The 16,447-nt window shown below is 48.5% G+C and carries 11 protein-coding genes; 6 read left to right on the top strand and 5 right to left on the bottom strand.

Annotated features, from left to right (window positions below; all coding sequences use genetic code 11):
- Window positions 1-9: 9 nt before the first annotated feature.
- The 3 genes from O9X78_RS10255 to O9X78_RS10245 form a co-directional block, all read right to left on the bottom strand.
- A complete protein-coding gene (locus tag O9X78_RS10255) occupies window positions 10-2,355 on the bottom strand; it encodes a 1-acyl-sn-glycerol-3-phosphate acyltransferase (RefSeq protein WP_269619586.1) in 2,346 nt (781 codons plus the stop codon).
- A gap of 136 nt (window positions 2,356-2,491) precedes the next feature.
- On the bottom strand, window positions 2,492-3,325 hold the full coding sequence (locus tag O9X78_RS10250) for an alpha/beta hydrolase (protein ID WP_269619585.1): 834 nt from the start codon (window positions 3,323-3,325) through the stop codon (window positions 2,492-2,494).
- Entirely contained in the window at window positions 3,322-4,803 is a 1,482-nt protein-coding gene (locus O9X78_RS10245; RefSeq protein ID WP_269619584.1) for a DUF3336 domain-containing protein, read from the bottom strand. The genes O9X78_RS10250 and O9X78_RS10245 overlap by 4 nt, the downstream gene beginning before the upstream one ends.
- Before the next feature lie 1,060 nt (window positions 4,804-5,863).
- On the opposite strand from O9X78_RS10245, the gene O9X78_RS10240 reads away from it, so the two are divergent.
- The 3 genes from O9X78_RS10240 to O9X78_RS10230 are packed head-to-tail and all read left to right on the top strand — an operon-like array spanning window position 5,864 to window position 9,517.
- Window positions 5,864-7,027, top strand: coding sequence for a 1-acyl-sn-glycerol-3-phosphate acyltransferase (locus O9X78_RS10240; RefSeq protein WP_269619583.1), 1,164 nt, complete (start codon window positions 5,864-5,866; stop codon window positions 7,025-7,027).
- Window positions 7,028-9,151, top strand: coding sequence for an ATP-dependent DNA helicase DinG (dinG, locus tag O9X78_RS10235; protein WP_269619582.1), 2,124 nt, complete (start codon window positions 7,028-7,030; stop codon window positions 9,149-9,151). It begins immediately after the preceding gene.
- A gap of 30 nt (window positions 9,152-9,181) precedes the next feature.
- Window positions 9,182-9,517 (top strand): YqcC family protein, encoded by a 336-nt coding sequence (locus O9X78_RS10230; RefSeq protein ID WP_269619581.1) that lies wholly within the window; start codon window positions 9,182-9,184, stop codon window positions 9,515-9,517.
- Here the strand turns inward: O9X78_RS10230 and O9X78_RS10225 are convergent.
- A complete protein-coding gene (locus O9X78_RS10225; RefSeq protein WP_269619580.1) occupies window positions 9,514-10,134 on the bottom strand; it encodes a response regulator transcription factor in 621 nt (206 codons plus the stop codon). The two genes, O9X78_RS10230 and O9X78_RS10225, sit on opposite strands and share 4 nt — an antisense overlap.
- A 182-nt stretch (window positions 10,135-10,316) precedes the next feature.
- Between O9X78_RS10225 and O9X78_RS10220 the strand changes: the two genes are divergently transcribed.
- Genes O9X78_RS10220 through O9X78_RS10210 form a run of 3 tightly spaced genes read left to right on the top strand, consistent with a single transcriptional unit; the run spans window position 10,317 to window position 15,644 of the window.
- Window positions 10,317-13,376: a cache domain-containing protein gene (locus O9X78_RS10220; protein WP_269619579.1), complete on the top strand. Its 3,060-nt coding sequence runs from the start codon at window positions 10,317-10,319 to the stop codon at window positions 13,374-13,376.
- Window positions 13,366-14,880 (top strand): ATP-binding response regulator, encoded by a 1,515-nt coding sequence (locus tag O9X78_RS10215; protein ID WP_269619578.1) that lies wholly within the window; start codon window positions 13,366-13,368, stop codon window positions 14,878-14,880. The genes O9X78_RS10220 and O9X78_RS10215 overlap by 11 nt, the downstream gene beginning before the upstream one ends.
- Window positions 14,881-14,888: 8 nt before the next feature.
- Window positions 14,889-15,644, top strand: a complete 756-nt coding sequence (locus O9X78_RS10210; RefSeq protein ID WP_269619577.1) for a M48 family metallopeptidase — start codon at window positions 14,889-14,891, stop codon at window positions 15,642-15,644.
- A gap of 5 nt (window positions 15,645-15,649) precedes the next feature.
- On the opposite strand, the gene O9X78_RS10205 is transcribed toward O9X78_RS10210, so the two are convergent.
- Window positions 15,650-16,333, bottom strand: coding sequence for a TetR/AcrR family transcriptional regulator (locus O9X78_RS10205; RefSeq protein ID WP_269619576.1), 684 nt, complete (start codon window positions 16,331-16,333; stop codon window positions 15,650-15,652).
- Window positions 16,334-16,447: the final 114 nt, after the last annotated feature.

Genomic DNA, 16,447 nt, shown 5'->3' with positions numbered 1-16,447 from the left:
TTGTCCGTATTATTTCTCTAGCTGAGTCCGCACTGCCAAACGTTTAGCATCTGCTATTGATGCTAGCAGTCGCGCATTTGCAGATATTTCTCTTAACTCTTCTAGCCAGCGTTGGCGACCCGCGACGGCTTCGTCACCAGCTTTGAGAAGGTCTTGATTTTCTGCAATCTTAATGGCGTTTTCAAAGTAGCTGCCAGACACCGACTCTTCGCAATGAATACGCTTTTGCAGTACCCGCTGCTTGCCGAGTGTTAGAGCGTGATTAATAAGCTGTTTTTGATCACTAATTTCTCCTACTGCTTGCATTCTCAGGGCTCTTGCTAAAACGAGGTAAGCCTCTATAAAGGGGCGAAGAGTGCCGTGGCCGAGAATTGGCTCTAACGCGGTGACCAGTTTGCGAGTTGCTTTATAGCCTTCTCTTACACTGTCTTTCCAGCCAGGTGCGCGTATATCTAGTTCGTGTTCTAGTAATACAATAAAGGCGCTTGAGCCTTCAAAGAAAAATTCGTACTTGAATATGTCCCGTAATCGTAAGGCCTCATTATGGAATTGGGCAATTGCCTCGTCGCCGGTTTCAGTGACGGCCAATAATGCGAGGTCGGCAATGGCGCTGGTAATAAAGAAGTGAATGAGGCCGTTGCGATAATAGGCCGCGGTGCGTCCAGCATCTGTTGGCAGCATGTAAACCGATTCAATGCCGTCGTTAAAAATGTCGATAACACCAGTCGTGCCCAGTTCCTGCAGGCATTTCCTAATTCCTATTTCATTTAGGTTTTGCACATCTAGGGTCGTGGAAAACCCGAGTTTGTCTATTAATTGTAGTAGTTCTTGGATGTCGGTATGCATCTCAGCAAAGGTTATTGCTTTATGACCATGTTCAAGAATAACGTAGCAAATTAAGGAATTGACGGTGATTGGCGTGGCATTGTTAGCATCGACGGCGAGCTCGAACGCGATTTTTTGAATATCCCTTGTTTGCGGCGTAGGACTACTGCGATCGAGATGTTCGCTTATCGTAACGCCCTCGCCGAATCGAACATGTATTTTACCGTGGGGATTTTTAAGGCCGCTGATGTACTCCATAAACCACGATGTCGATTCTGGACGTTTTTTGCCGCCCGCTTGTAGTGCGTCATAGTCGGCTACTTCTGGTACTTGGTCGTAGGTGATGGAAACGGGCATTAATATCAAGTCAGGGGCGTCATCGCGCATGTGCGCGCTTACCACGTAGTTGATGAGCCCAAAGCGCGGTGGCATTAACTTGCCAGTGCGGGAGCGGGTGCCCTCAAGCGCCCACATAAGGGGAAAACGTTTTTCACCGAGATAGTCTATATAGTTTTTAAATACGACTTTGTAGACCGCGTCGTTTTGGAAGCTACGGCGAATGAAAATGGCGCCAGATCTGCGCAAGATAGGGCCAATACCCGGCATATTCATGTTTATGCCGCCGAATAAATGCAATGGTGTTAAGTTTTGGTCGTGAAAGATGGTCATCAGCAGAAAACCATCGATATGAGATTTGTGGGTAAATAAAAATGCGACGGGCTTTTCAGCGAGCAATGTGCGGATGCGCTCGATATCACCCTCGGCATAGTCGATATTATTGTCGAAGCCGCGGGTGTACATAAAGCGTCCGAGTGCCGCCGCAAGATCAGTGCCTAGGGTGGTAGGTTTTGCGGACATTTCATCGAGGCAAAGTTTTGCTTCTTTGATCAGGCTATCCATTGAGCGGCCACTGGACTTGCTGATCTCAGTCAGCGCTTTGATAACAGCGGGTTTACGAATTACTTCGTCTGATAGCAATTGTGGTATTTTGTAGCGTGCCCCTTTTACCTTGCGTTCGGCTTTTTCGAGTGCGAGAAACGCGGAGCGATCAATATATTTAATGAGGTTGTCTTCGCCGCCATGCTTACGTGCATGTTGCGCTGATGCTTCTTTGAGCTGCTCTAGGCTTGCCCCTTGGCCGACGGTAATACTGTGACTGTCACCGCCTTGGCGAAGAATAATTTGCTGCTTGAGCCAGCCCGGGTATTCACGGTTACCGGTGATCAAATCCTTTAGCGACACGCCCTGCATATTTCGTGGTGCTAGGCTTTGCCAGCATACGCGTATAGGCACGAAGTAAGGGTTATCATTCGTCTCACTTAGCCTCAGTAATTGAGTGTTAACGCGCGACGCACTGCTCTTGGTATTACGCAGCTGACGGTGAACAATATGAAAGTCCGCGCCCTTGGGTTGGTTTTTGCGAATGGCACTTTCTAAAAGACGTTTCTCTGTTCTATTTATATTGTCAGCGATAAAAACCACTGTGCCGGAAATGTTTTCTGGCCAAGGGTTGCTGCGTTTTTCCTGCATGTTGCTATTCCTATAGGATGTTACTGATAACTTGGTGTACACAAGCCTCAGTATTTATAGTGCGATTTTGCAAATTATGCCTTAATTACTTTACGGTTTTTATTTGACCGTTACTAAGCTAGGAAATATCTCATTCTTAAATTCTCGCTTCTATCCACGCCTGTATTTCTGCATAGATTGATAGCTTCTCCGGCTCAAGGAATATTTCATGGTAGAGGCCGGGATAAATCTTGATGGCTTTGTCTGGAGAAGAAATACCTGCATACAGTTTTTCAGAACCAGTGGGTGATGCCATTTTATCATCGCCACCGTGCAGTAAAAGCATGGGTAGCGTTATGTTGGCAGCATTGCTTAGTACGCGGTCAGCGGTCCGCAATATCTCGCTAATAAGTCGTACACGGATCTTGCCGGTGAAAACGTAGGGATCATTCTTATAGGCCTCAACGACCGCCGGATCGTGGCATACATCGTTTGCCTCAAGCTGAAGTAGTGGAAGTTTCGGGAGTATTTTCGACAAAATGTTCACTATGGCTTTTTGTATGGGGCTAATCACGTCGCCAGTCGCTAGCGCGGGGCCGGAGAGAATGCATCCGCTGAGCTTTTCTTGGTGCTCAAGTAAGTAGGCGCTAGAGATAACACCACCCATACTATGGCCGATCAGGAAACGTTTGCAGTCCGGGTGTAATTCCGTCACTTCGTCGCAGTATTGATCCAGTGTGCTTAAAAAGTCGTCAAAGTCATTAATATAGCCGCGCAGACCTTGAGAGTGACCGTGGCCTTCATGGTCTAAGGCATAAACAGCGAAACCCTGCTCGGTAAAAAAATTGGCGATATCGACATAGCGGTTGCTATGTTCGGCTAGGCCGTGAGCCAAAATCAATACCGCTTTCGGCGTGCCGCTAGGCTGCCAGTTTTGGGTATAAATACGGCAACCCGAACGACTACTTAAAGTACCTTGCTGGTGTGTCATTTGTTAGCTTCCATTGCGATTTCTGTTCTGGTTTGTTGTGAATCATTAATAAGACGTAGCTCTATATCTCGCAAAATGCGATCAAGAACATGGCTGACGCTAGTCTGTAGGCGTATGGTTTCAATATGCGGCCAGCAGGCGCGCTCGCCATCGCGAATCATCTCCATCACTTCTTCGGTACTGCGTCCTGATAGTAAACCAATTGGGTTGTGCAAACGCCGTGGTGGCAAAATATTTATGTCGCCGGTATATGTTTGCGCGAGCACTGAGCTAGTCATATTTACAAACTTACTAAGGCTTGGGTTTAATCCAACAGGTTTGGCGATAAGCTTTGTGCCAGCTAGCAGCCATTCGCGGGTTGTGTTTCGCATGGCGTGTTTGATAATACCCCAGCCATGTTGTTCTTTCGATTCAGTTACAAAGGGCAGGGCTATCGGATTGGTTTGGCTGACAATGAAATGATTAACACCATACAAGCGGGCTACGCGCTTTATGGGCATGTCGTCGCTAACCGAGCCATCTATCCATTTTCTTGAGGCGAGGTAAGCTTGGCGCTCACCGCGCTGATTCTTGGCAGCCAGCGTGACGGGGGGGAATGCGCCAGGAAATGCGCAAGACGCCATGACCGCTTCGCGAATCATCACGTTGGGGGAGGCTACTGCATTGAGTAAGCGAGATGACTGGTGTTTTTCTGCAGGGGCGACTGAGACATTAATTTGTAGTCCAGTGAGGTGGTAGGCCTCTTGGAAGGTGAGATCAGGTATCAGTCTCTCGTAAAGCTCAACCACTGCTTCTGGCGATATTTTGGTTCGTTTAAACATGTTGAGACCAGCGAGTACGCCGGCTTCTTTTTCCACTTCGAAGCGGATGTATTCCGGCGCAAATATTTTTTTCAGGTCAGCGCGTGAATGGGTGCCAACGAGCGCTGAAATTAATGCGCCGCCACTGGAGCCAGACATAATTGGCGGCAGTAATTGTTGTTCCCAAAGCGCTTTGACCACACCCATATGAAAGTAAAGAAGTGTTCCTGACCCACTCAACATTAACGCCGAGCGGCCGAAGCAATGGCTGGCACGTTGAAAAAACTCAAACTTTTCTTCAAGACTAATATCGTCAACAGCGTCACTGGCCAAATGCAACAGTGATGAACCTATCTCTTCTATGTATTCAACAATTAAGCGTTTAGTGCCGAAGCGGGCTTTTTTATACAGGCTGTTGCGGCCCATGCCGCCCATATTGCCGTGAATGCCTTCGTTCAGGGAAAATAATAGACCTTGGTTATCCCCACGAGTACGCAGCTCTCTCAGTCGCTCTAAACGTTGCCGAATAGATTTGTAATCATAGAGCCCACTGCGGTCGACGTTCTTCCAATAGTCGAGCCCAGTTATTTCGTCACTGCGGATTGCCGCCGCTTTCCATTGCTCGTAGTTCTCGGCCTTCTCAATTTCGTTGTCTATAATTTCGTTATATCTAGCCATAATTCATTTTTCCGGTCAGTGACTACCGATCCTGTGTTTTTTTGAGGCTATTCAATGCATCGATGGTCTGGAGCCTATAATTTCTAAAACAGGCGATGCGATTATTGATGTGGTTCATACTAAAAGCCGCCTGGAAGCTTCGACTGGTTGATTTGTCGTCAATCGCGGCATACTGAATGCTGGCGTTCAGCGGAAAGTGAACGGTCGAGTCAGTATTCTTATGTGCATTGTCAATTTTATTGACCGGTTTGACAATACAGAGTTTCCATGTGCGCGCAGTCATCCTGTCTGAATCAGTAGTTGTGCTCAGGTCAAGGTGGAGCCTCGCTAGTGTGCGGTTTGGCATGGTGTCTGTCCGGAACCGGTTTTGGGAGCGCATTTTTGTCGATGGCATAGCTATTTCTTCACGGCTGTCAGTCTGCTCTGGATATGTGAAGATCATAAGTATCTTCGACTACTCGCTCTTGATTTCCGAGTCTGTAAATTTCCATTCCTCCGCTATTGGCAGGGGCTTGGTAAATCAATTATCGGGATTTCGCGTTTGTACGTTACCACCTAGTACCAGCGATATCATCGCCTTAGTTGTTTCTTCGGCTCGTCGTATTTCGCTGTCTTCGCTGCTGTTTAAGAGTAAGCAGTTTCTATGCCGTTTTACCTTTTTGCAGTAAATAAGTGGGGGGATTAAGAGCGTATTCTTAAAATTAATACCGTGTTCTTAGTCTGATATTGGTCCACGCAAACCTGTACTGAAGGAATGGGATCGCTTTGATTGTCGCAATATGGAGTGAATTGACCCACGCTTTAACGTCTCCGGTGACTTTTCGACAAGGTTTGATAGGGTTTGCGTGCCTACACCGATAATTCCTTGCTTGGGTTGCTACTAGCTTCGGTAACGTTGAGTTTCGCGCCGTTTTGGCGATAATTGACGATTATGCTTTGCTTTTCGTCCGTTTAGTCTGTGGCTTCTATGCTGGGGCGTGTTGAGATTGCGTCGGGGAGATGACGATTGCTATCGAATCCTTTATTGTACGCCCCTTTATAATATTGAGAGCGCCTAATAATGGATGACTTCGCTGAGATCCGGCCTTATCGCGACGATGAGGTCGTGCCGGTATTAGCCAAGTTGCTGGTCGATCCTGAATTGTTAAATGTGGTCGCTAATTTGCGATTACAGAAACTCAATCGCTACTTGCCTTGGTTGGTTCGTCCATTTATAGCGTGGTATCTGCGTCGCGAACTTAGCGGTGTCGATACCGTGGCTGGTTTTCAGTTTATTGTTAAGCGTTATATGGACGCGATGATTGAGGATCATACCTGCAGTTTTACTGTTTCCGGACTTGATGCCTTAACGTCAGATACTGCTTATTTATTCATCAGCAATCATCGTGATATCGCCCTTGATCCAGCGTTTGTTAACTATGCCCTATATCACCATGAGCGTAATACCGTGCGCATTGCCATAGGTGATAACTTGCTGTCTAAGCCCTTTGCCGCCGATCTAATGCGGTTAAACAAAAGTTTTATTGTTCGGCGTTCTGCCCGTGGCCCTCGTCAGATGCTTGCAGCGTTTAGGCAATTGGCGAACTATATTCGGTTTTCGTTATTAGAAGAACGCAGCTCCATTTGGATAGCTCAGCGGGAAGGCCGCGCCAAAGATGGTAACGACGCCACCGAGGCGGCGGTGATTAAAATGATTGGTATGGCCCAGCAAAAGCCGGAAGAGAGCTTTTCTGACTACATCAACAAACTAAATATTGTCCCGGTTTCTATTTCATATGAATGGGATCCGCTGGACGCGGCTAAGGCTCAGGAATTAGTGCACGTGGAGCGCGACGGTGCTTATTTGAAGGCGGAGCACGAAGATCTAAAGAGTATTGCGATTGGCGTGTTGGGAAATAAGGGGGATGTTCATGTCGCTTTTGGCGCGCCATTAAAAGGTGAATTTGCTGACGCGGCGATGGTCGCGGCAATTTTAGACGAGGCGATAATCGATCAGTATCGTCTACATGCGAGTAATATTCTCGCTTACAAACGCTTATATAACGATGATAGCTGGCGCAGTTTGAATGTGCCCGACATTAGCGATGCTGATGTTGCAGATTTTGAGCAGCGCTTTGCAAAAATACCGCAGGAATTTCGTGTGAAGGCGATGGAAATCTACGCTAATCCAGTGCGGAATCAGCTACGAAGCCGTGATTTGCGGGAAATAGAAGAGGCCGTTTAGGTGCTTACTGACGCACTTAAAAAGGCGATTCAAGACGCATATCGACAATTTCTTGATGTAAAAAACCTCAAGCCTCGCTACGGCCAGCGGCTCATGATCGCACATATTGCAAGAGTGTTGGGCGGCGTTAAGCGTAATCAAGAATCTCAGCGCGGCGGTGGCGATCATCTCTGTGTCGTCGAAGCGGGCACCGGCACGGGTAAAACCCTCGCCTACGCGGTTGCTGCCATACCGATCGCTCAGCAAATCAACAAGACCTTGGTGATTTCTACGGCAACGGTTGCCCTGCAAGAACAAATTATATACCGCGACCTCCCCGATATTCTTCAGCACAGCGGACTTCAATTTAGCGTTAGTTTGTCGAAGGGGCGCCGTCGCTATATTTGTCTTTCAAAACTTGATCAAACTTTGTCAGGTGGCGATGCTAAGGTGCTGCCTCTTTATTTAGATGAGCATATGGCGGCACCCGATGCTGAAAGCCTTTCGTTATACACCGATTTTGCGCAAAAGATGGCGACTGGGAAATGGGCCGGTGATCGAGACGACTGGGATACCGTGATTGCCGATGATAAGTGGACCCGGGTCACGACTGATCACGCCCAATGCACTGGGCGACGCTGTAGTCATGTTAAGCAATGCAGTTTTTTCAAAGCACGTGAATCACTCACCCAGGCGGATGTGATCGTGGCTAATCACGACCTTGTTCTTGCGGATTTAGCCCTGGGTGGTGGCGCAATACTGCCGCCGCCGGAAGAGTGCATCTACATTTTCGACGAGGCTCACCACCTGCCAGATAAGGTGATAAACCATTTCAGTGCCAATTTTAGAGTGGCGGCGACCGAGCGTTGGTTAGAGCAAATAGAGCGTGCCTTGACCGGCATGATCGCCGTGCCGGCGATGGATGTGAGCGCAAAGGGGCAGCTAGAGAGTTTACTGACCCAGCTTATTGCCGTGCGGCGTGGTTTGGCACCTCTCCGCCCAATATTAGAGACATTACTAGACGACGCGGAAGAACGGCAGGGAACCAAAAGCGTACGTTTTCCCGATGGCGTTGTACCTCCTGACCTTGCCGCGCATGCGAAAAGCTTGGTTGATGGTTTTAGCGGGGTCATTCACCAAGCAGAACGGATTGTCGATACCTTTCAAGACAGTTTAGATGGCAATCAACTCATGGCCAGCCGCGAAGTGACTGAGCAGTGGTTGGCAACGGTATCGTCGGCGCGTTTTCGCGCCGAGACGGCATGCGCGCTGTGGCGCTCTTACGCCAGTGATGCCAGCAAAGAAAAACCACCCAATGCACGATGGATGGCCCTCGTGGAGACTGGTCAGGGTTTGTTTGATATCGAGCTCAATGCCAGCCCTATACTTGCCGCCAATGCGCTTAAGTCTGCGCTTTGGTCGCGGTGCTATGCTGCGGTACTAACGTCTGCCACTCTTACTGCCTTAGGTAGTTTTAATCGCTTTAGTATGCGTGCGGGTCTAGATACCGATGCCAGCTTTGAGGTGGTGCCTAGTCCATTTGCCCACGCCGAAGCCGGTGAGCTATATGTGCCGGCAATGAATTGTGATGCGGGTGATGCAGAGGCCCACACCGCAGCGCTCATTGCTATGTTGCCGGAGCTGATGGAGCAGTCGGCCGGTAGCCTCGTTCTGTTCTCATCTCGCAAGCAATTGCGTGCGGTGCGCGAAGGCATGCCAGCCCAGTGGCAGAGCAGGATTCTCGCTCAGGATGATTTACCTAAACACGAAATACTAACGCGTCATCGCGCTGCCTTAGATAAGGGTGATGGCAGTGTGATTTTTGGTCTCGCGAGCTTTGCGGAAGGGGTGGATTTACCCGGCAAGTATTGCTCGCATGTGTTGATCGCCAAAATCCCCTTCGCGGTGCCGGAGGATCCGGTGGAAGAGGCACTTGCTGAGTGGATTAGCCGCAATAATGGCAACCCTTTTATGGATATTACAGTGCCTGATGCGGCGGTGAAATTGATTCAAGCCAGTGGCCGTTTACTGCGCAGTGAGTCAGATGTTGGCCGCATAACTATACTCGACAGACGGATTGTCACGCGGCACTACGGGCGTAAAATGTTGGCCTCTATGCCGCCCTATCGACAGATCATAGAGTAATAGTTGGGTTAGTCGAATGTGGAAGGAGAGATGAGTAGATACCATGATGTGGCTTCAATATTAATTGATATCGAAGCCGAGCTGCGGCGTATTGGATGTTGGGATGCGAAATCGCCACCGCCTAATGCCCTGCGAAGCGAACAGCCATTTTCTATAGATACCTTAAACTTTGCCCAGTGGCTGCAGTTTATTTTAATTCCAAGGATGGGTTTTTTGATCGATCAGCAGGAGGTGTTGCCGAGTGCAAGTGGTATAGCGCCTATGGCAGAGGAGTATTTTAGTGGATTGGGATTACCGGCCGCTAACTTAATCGCTACCCTGCAGGCCATGGATGCCTTACTGGGTAGCGACGGTAATCACTATTAGCTAGCGCCAGCTTCTTCTGCTGCCATTACCATGCGAACCAAGTGAGCAAGCGAGCGCACGCCCATTTTTTCCATCACGCGGGCGCGATGTATTTCTACCGTCCGCTGACTGATATCTAAGTCGTAAGCGATGACTTTGTTCGCTTTGCCCTCAATCATCAGTTCCATAACTTGACTTTCGCGGGGTGTCAGATCTGATAATTTAGCCCGGATTTTATGTTTTTCTTCAAGATCCGCGCGGTTTTCAGCGTCGGCCGCAATCGCTTGCTGGATTTTGCCGAGTAACTCTTCTTCACGGTAGGGCTTTTGTACAAAGTCCACCGCGCCGCGTTGCATGGCGTCAACGGCCATAGGGACATCGCCGTGGCCAGTCACAAAAATAATCGGCAAAATAGAGTTTCTGGTATTGAGCTGACGCTGCAGTTCCATACCGTTCATGCCGGGCATACGTATGTCCAGCACCATACATCCCGCCATTTCTGTGGTGTAATCCTCTAAGAATGTATCGGCCCGCGAGTAACTAATTACCTTGTGGCCAACTGATTCCAGCACCATTTGTAGTGAGTCTCGTACCGCTTCGTCATCTTCTACGAGGTACACCGTCGCTTCTTTAGTCATTATTACGTCCTTGCGGTTACCGTTTTATATACGTTCAGGCTACCATGAAATTATAATACAGTGGCATGCTTAATCAGTGATTTAGTCGATTGATACTGGCGGGAAGCGCCAAGACTGGATAAGCTTCCGCCTAATAAGCCGCAACGCACCATGCGATTGCCACACAACAACAAGGGTTGCGCATGCGAACTAAGCGCAGTTTAGTACAAATTTATCTCCTCAGCCTAGTCGCATTGTCTGCGATTCCTTTGGCGATTTTCGGCTACATCTGGATTGCCAAAGAGTACGAACGATACACGCAGCAAAGTGAAGCGTGGCGTGATACTTATGTCGAGTCTCGTCGTGAGCTATTACGCAGAGAAGTCGGTAAAGCGGTTGAGTATTTAGATTTTAAGCACACCCAGATGAATCAGCAGCTGTACAACGATTTGCGCCAGCAGGTCGCTGTCGGTATTTCCCTCGTTGAAGATACGCGTAAAGAGTATGTTGGTGAAACCAAGGCGCAGCAGATCGCGCGCTTGAGGGCGACTATGACGTCGCTCCGGTTTTTAGATAACAAGGGCTTTTTCTTCTTATTCGATGGCAACGGTAAAACCCTGTTGCCACCGATTAGTCCCGTCGCCGAAGTACGGATGTCTGACAGTGCGACTAATAACGCCTTTTCCGCTCAGATTCGAGCATCGTTGAAAGATAAAAAATACGACTTTCTCGAGTACCGTTTTACCGACCCCAGCAATCGAGTAGTGACGGAGCGTAATTTTAGTTTCGTTTATTATTACAAGCCGCTAAATATCTATATGGGGGCGAGTATTTATTTACGCGATGAGCTAAATCGGCTTCAGCGCGAGGTCGTTGAGCGTATTGCTGCAGTACCTATTGATCCAGATAACTCGATTTTATTTGTGGTCGACAAGGACGGACGGCAATTAGTAAATGCCTACGATCCGCGCAATGTTGGCGTCATCATGCCAGACATTGTGAATGTTAGCGCCAGAGTTGGTGGCGAAGACCACAGCTTATTCACTGAACTGAGTTGGGTTGATCGCGACGGTGAGAAAAAACCGGTTATATCCTATATTCGCCGATTCGAACCCTGGGGCTGGGTGTTGGGTTCCGGGGTGTTTTTGGATGAGCTTAACGTAAAATTAAGTCAAGAACGCGCAGCCTTGCAAGAACGGGTTAAAGAGCATGTTCGTTTCATTGTTATTATTGCCTTTGCGTTAATGGTGTTTTCAACCATTGCGGCGCGTTGGCTAGCACGCCGAAGCGCCGACGGTTTTCATATCTTTCAACAATTTTTTGCCGACGCTAGTAAGCGTTCAACAGCTATAGATGTTAACCGTCTTCCCTTCGCTGAATTTCAGCGGCTCGCAGAAGATGCTAATTTCATGGTTGAACGGCGAACCGAAACAGAGCGTGCGCTAAAACTTAGTGAGCGCAGGTTTCAATTGGCCTTAGACGCCGCTCAAAACCATCTCTGGGATTTAGACTTACAGACCGGCTTGGTTACCGTTGGGGAAAGCTTCTTTCGTATGCTGGGCTACAGAGCGCCGGCTAAACCCTATCCGGTTGGTGCGTTTAAAAATATTTCTTACGCCGATGATTTACAAATTATTGCCTCGGCAGTTGATAGCTGGCTGGGGTTAGCCACCGGGAATAGTGTTGAGTTTAGGGTAAAAGATCGCGCGGGTAATTTCCGCTGGATCTACAGTCGCGGTGATGTAGTAGAAAACGATCAGAATGATAAACCCATTCGCGCTATGGGGATCATGACCGATATAACCGACCGCAAGCGGATTGAACAGGAACTGGTCAATGCGCGCATTGCCGCTGAAGACGCATTGCATGCGAAAAGTCAGTTTTTGTCTAGCGTGAGCCATGAGTTACGTACGCCGCTCAATGGTGTGCTGGGGTATGCGCAGTTGTTGCAGCGGGATACCGGCATACCTACCGGCAGCCAGGAATATTTACGAGCAATCGAAAGTTGCGGTAAACACCTGCTGACACTGATCAATGACGTACTTGATTTGGCGAAAATTGAAAGCGGCAATATCGACATCGTTTGTCGACCCAATAAGCTTGACGATATTGTGTCAAACGTCAGCGATATTGTTGCTCATCGAGCTAAATCAAAAGGCTTGGAGTTTATTGTTGATCGCTCACCGAATTTGCCCGAGCAAGTGCAGGTAGATGAGGTGAAATTGCGCCAAGTGTTGGTAAATTTACTCGACAATGCGGTTAAATTTACTAGTGTCGGCAAGGTTGTTTTAAAGCTGCACGCAGCGCCAGAAACAAAACAACTGATGTTTTCAGTAACCGACAGTGGTATGGGTATTCCGGCAGAGAAATTGCGGGATGTGTTTGAGCCCTTCAGACAGGTTAATCCGCAGGACGGAAAGGGAACGGGCTTGGGCTTGTCTATTTGTCGTCGTTTGGTCGAAGCCATGGGTGGAAGCTTGAACGTTAGCAGTGAGTTCGGCCAAGGCAGCTGTTTCTACTTTGATATCCCGTTGCTTGAACTAGATGCTTCTTTGGATACAGACGAATATTTGCTAGAAGCGCTTGATCCTATCCCGCAATTGTTGGCGAGCGCGGGTGAAAACCCTGCAATTATTGTTGCCGATGATGTTGCTGTGAATCGCCATGTATTGCTGAGTATGCTCGAGGACGTTACCACCGACATTCGTGAGGCTGGCAACGGTCTTGAAGTGATTGAACATTTAAAAGAGCGTACAGCGAAGTTAGTTTTGATGGATTTAAGAATGCCGGAAATGGATGGCATGGAGGCAACACGGATTATTAAGCAGGAAATGAAGATGACCGACGTTGCCATTATTATGGCATCGGCAACCACTGATGAGGAAATGATGGAGGAGGCAATAGAAGTGGGTTGCGATGGTTTCTTGCCTAAACCGATAAGTATCGGCGACCTTCTTAAAGTGGTGGCCACTACCTGCGGCGTGACGTCTAACATTACTGCTGCCGAGCCTGCAGGGGAAGATTCGATGCTGCCCTGCGATTTGATGTTACCTCCCGGTAAGGATTTACAGGAATTAAGCACAGCGGTTGATCTTGGTGATGTAACGAGCCTGCGGGAGCTTTTGCAGCAGCTACGTAAGCGCAATCCTGAGTGTGATGGCTTTGTGACCGAGGCAGAAGAATATTTACGGGAGTTTGATTTCGATAAGCTGACTCACTTGGTGGTGCAGGCGTCGCGTGAGGCTAGTTTGAATGATGCCTGATCGCGGTAGCGAACAAATTTTATTGGTTGATGACAATCCAACTAACTTACAGGTCTTATTTAAAACCCTTGAGGGCAGTGGTTACCGCCTATTAGCGGCACGTGATGGTGAGGCCGCCTTATACACCGCTAAACGAGCTCGTCCAGCCTTGATTCTACTTGATGTCATGATGCCGGGAATGGACGGTTTTGAGGTTTGTGAGCATTTAAAAGCCGACCCTGAGACCGCAGACATTGCGGTGATTTTTTTATCCGCGCTGACCGATAGCCAGTCTAAAGTTCACGGTTTGGCGATTGGTGGCGTGGACTATATTGCCAAGCCATTTCAGACCGACGAAGTTTTGGCTCGGGTCCGAACACATATTAAGATTCAACGTTTAGAGCGGGCATTAGCGCGTCGTAATACCGAATTAGAAGATGAGAACCAGCAAATTTTAAATGCGGTCGAAGAAGGTATCGTCGGTTTAGATTTGGCAGGCAGAGTTACCTCAATGAATGCGCAGGCGTCGGCGATTACTGGGTGGGCGACGGCGGATTGTGTTGGCGAGTTATTTTCAAAACTTAATTTATTTGCCGGCGACGAAGCGCTCAATCAGTCATTAGCGTTACTTTGTGAGGGCGGGGTTGGTCTACGTAAGGAGCACGTTAGTATTAGCGCTCGCACTGGTCAAATCTTACCGGTAGCGCTAATGGGTTCACCACGAGCAGAAGGTGGTGCAGTTTTAGTGTTACGGGATATTAGTGAGTGGCTGCAAAACCAGTTTGCCCTTGAGCAAGCGCGAGAAGAAATGGATACTCAGCGTCAGCATTTAGCGCATATAGAGCGCCTAAGTACTGGTGGAGAAATGGCGGCTGGTATTGCCCATGAAGTGAATCAACCGCTTACCGCTGTGACGAATTACTCTCGAGTAGCCCAGCGCCTGCTGCTTGATTTACCCGAAGATCGCCGTCAAAAAATGGAAGAGGTACTGTCTAAAATTATTATTCAGGCTGAGCGCGCAGCAGCAGTTATTCAGCGCATGCGTAGCTACGTTAAAAAGCCCTCTGGTGGACGGGAAGTCCTTAATATCAATGAAGTACTGGAAGATGTTCTTGCGCTTGCCGAGGTTGATTCGCGGGTGAATGCTATCCCAGTACACTTAAATGCCGGAGAAAATTTGCCGCCGATTTTTGCGGACGAAGTGCAGTTGCAGCAGGTTGCCTTAAACCTGATTCGCAACGCAATGGAATCAACGTCTAATGCAGAGCACAGTAATCCGGTCGAGGTGAGTACCTACCTCCAGGGCGGCATGGTGTGCTTCAAAGTGAAGGATTTTGGCGCAGGTTTAGCGCCAGAAATAGAAGAGCAATTGTTCAGCCCTTTTGTCACCTCAAAAGAGGGTGGGATGGGGATTGGCTTGTCGGTGTCTAAATCTATTATGCAGGGACACGGTGGTGATATTCGCTTTCAAGCCAACCCTGAGGGTGGCGCCATTTTTAGCTGTGAATTTCCAGTTCACCACTAGTATTAGCGATGTTGAAAATAAAAAAATATAAGCGCGCTGTCGAGTTACGCAGTCAGCAATTTCTTCAGTGCCGAGATCAGTCCGTCCCCATCACCGTTATTCGCAGTCGACGTCGGCGTTCTAAATTAACGTTGCAAGTAGGCCGAAAAGGGGTGGTTTTACGGGCTCCATTTGCGACGTCTACAGTCCACATAGATACAATGCTGACACGGAATCGAGAGTGGATTTACGAGCGTCAACAGCAGTTCTTAAGTCAGCAAGACGCGGCCTTGAGCTATATAGCGGGTGAACACCATGATTTTTTAGGCGAGTCGCGGGAATTGAAAATCCTCGTTGGTAAAGGCCGAGCGAAAGTGGGGGTCGATGGCGACAAGATAGTACTTACTGGCGAGCTCGAAGATTCAGAACAGATAAGTCGGGCCCTTCAACGCTGGTATCAGCTCCAAGCTCAGCAGGTGTTCTCTGCACGGTTATCCCATTGGGCTGCACTCTTGCCGTGGGTTGAAGACATACCCGTTTTGCGATTGAGGCGTATGCGTTCTCGGTGGGGAAGTTGCTCAGCAGATGGGCGCATTTGTTTGAATACCCATTTAATCAAAGCCAGCCAAGTTTGTATTGATTATGTGATTGTTCACGAGCTCTGCCATTTACAGGAGTTTAATCACAGTCAGCAATTTTACGCCCTGATGGCGGAGGCTATGCCTGATTGGAAACAGCATAAGGCAGAGCTAGAGTCGGTTGGGGGGCGATTGATTCGTGAGTAGCGAATTCACTTCGACATGGACGCGTTATAACTTGTGGCGGCAATAAATAAAAACAAACTGCTTTCAATAATGCTATCGACCGGTTCCCGATAGTTATTCAGTGCCCAGCGCCGGGCAATTTGTAGCACTGCGCCAACTAGGCCCGCGTATACCATGCCTTGGTCTGGTATTTCTGACATGTCAGCGATACCTAATGACTCTGTTAGGGTTCTCACCAACACGGCAAACTCTTCCATTGCCTCGTAATACAACACGTCTATTGTGTCGCTAACGCCAAGAATTTCAAAAAGTAATAAACGGGCGACTTCGGGGTGTTCATACAAGGTGTCGAAAAAAGCTTTTAAGCCTGCGCGAGAAAAGGCAGTGCTGCTGCGTTCAGATATTTCAAAGGCAGCGAGCATCCGCTCCTTCAAAAAACGAGTTTGGGTTTTATAAACCTCGGCTAAGAGCGCTTCCCTATTCGCAAACGACTCATAGAAGTAGCGTTCTGTTAAACCGGCTTCCGTACAAATGCTTTTTACACTGGCGGCGGCATAGCCGTTGCTGCCAATGACGCAGAGTCCAGCGCTAAGTAATTGCTCGTAGCGCTCGTTGCGGCGTTGGTCGCCGCTGCTGCCACGATAGCGGCGAGTCGGCTGCTTGCTGTCAGACGATGGTTTTGCTGTGGTTTTTGAGGCAGATTTTGACATGCGGAAATTTTGACATGAGTTGATGTCAGATGTAAAGTGACATGACATATTGTCAAATTAACGCAGCCAGACACAGCTACCGATATATCGTCGGTTTTGCTGAGCCGTTGGCGA

It is taken from the genome of Zhongshania aquatica (genome assembly GCF_027257955.1).
In the GTDB taxonomy this organism is placed as follows: Bacteria; Pseudomonadota; Gammaproteobacteria; order Pseudomonadales; family Spongiibacteraceae; genus Spongiibacter; species Spongiibacter aquatica.
The sequence above is the reverse complement of the archived record's forward strand: the minus strand, read 5'-3'. Positions and strand labels throughout refer to the sequence as shown.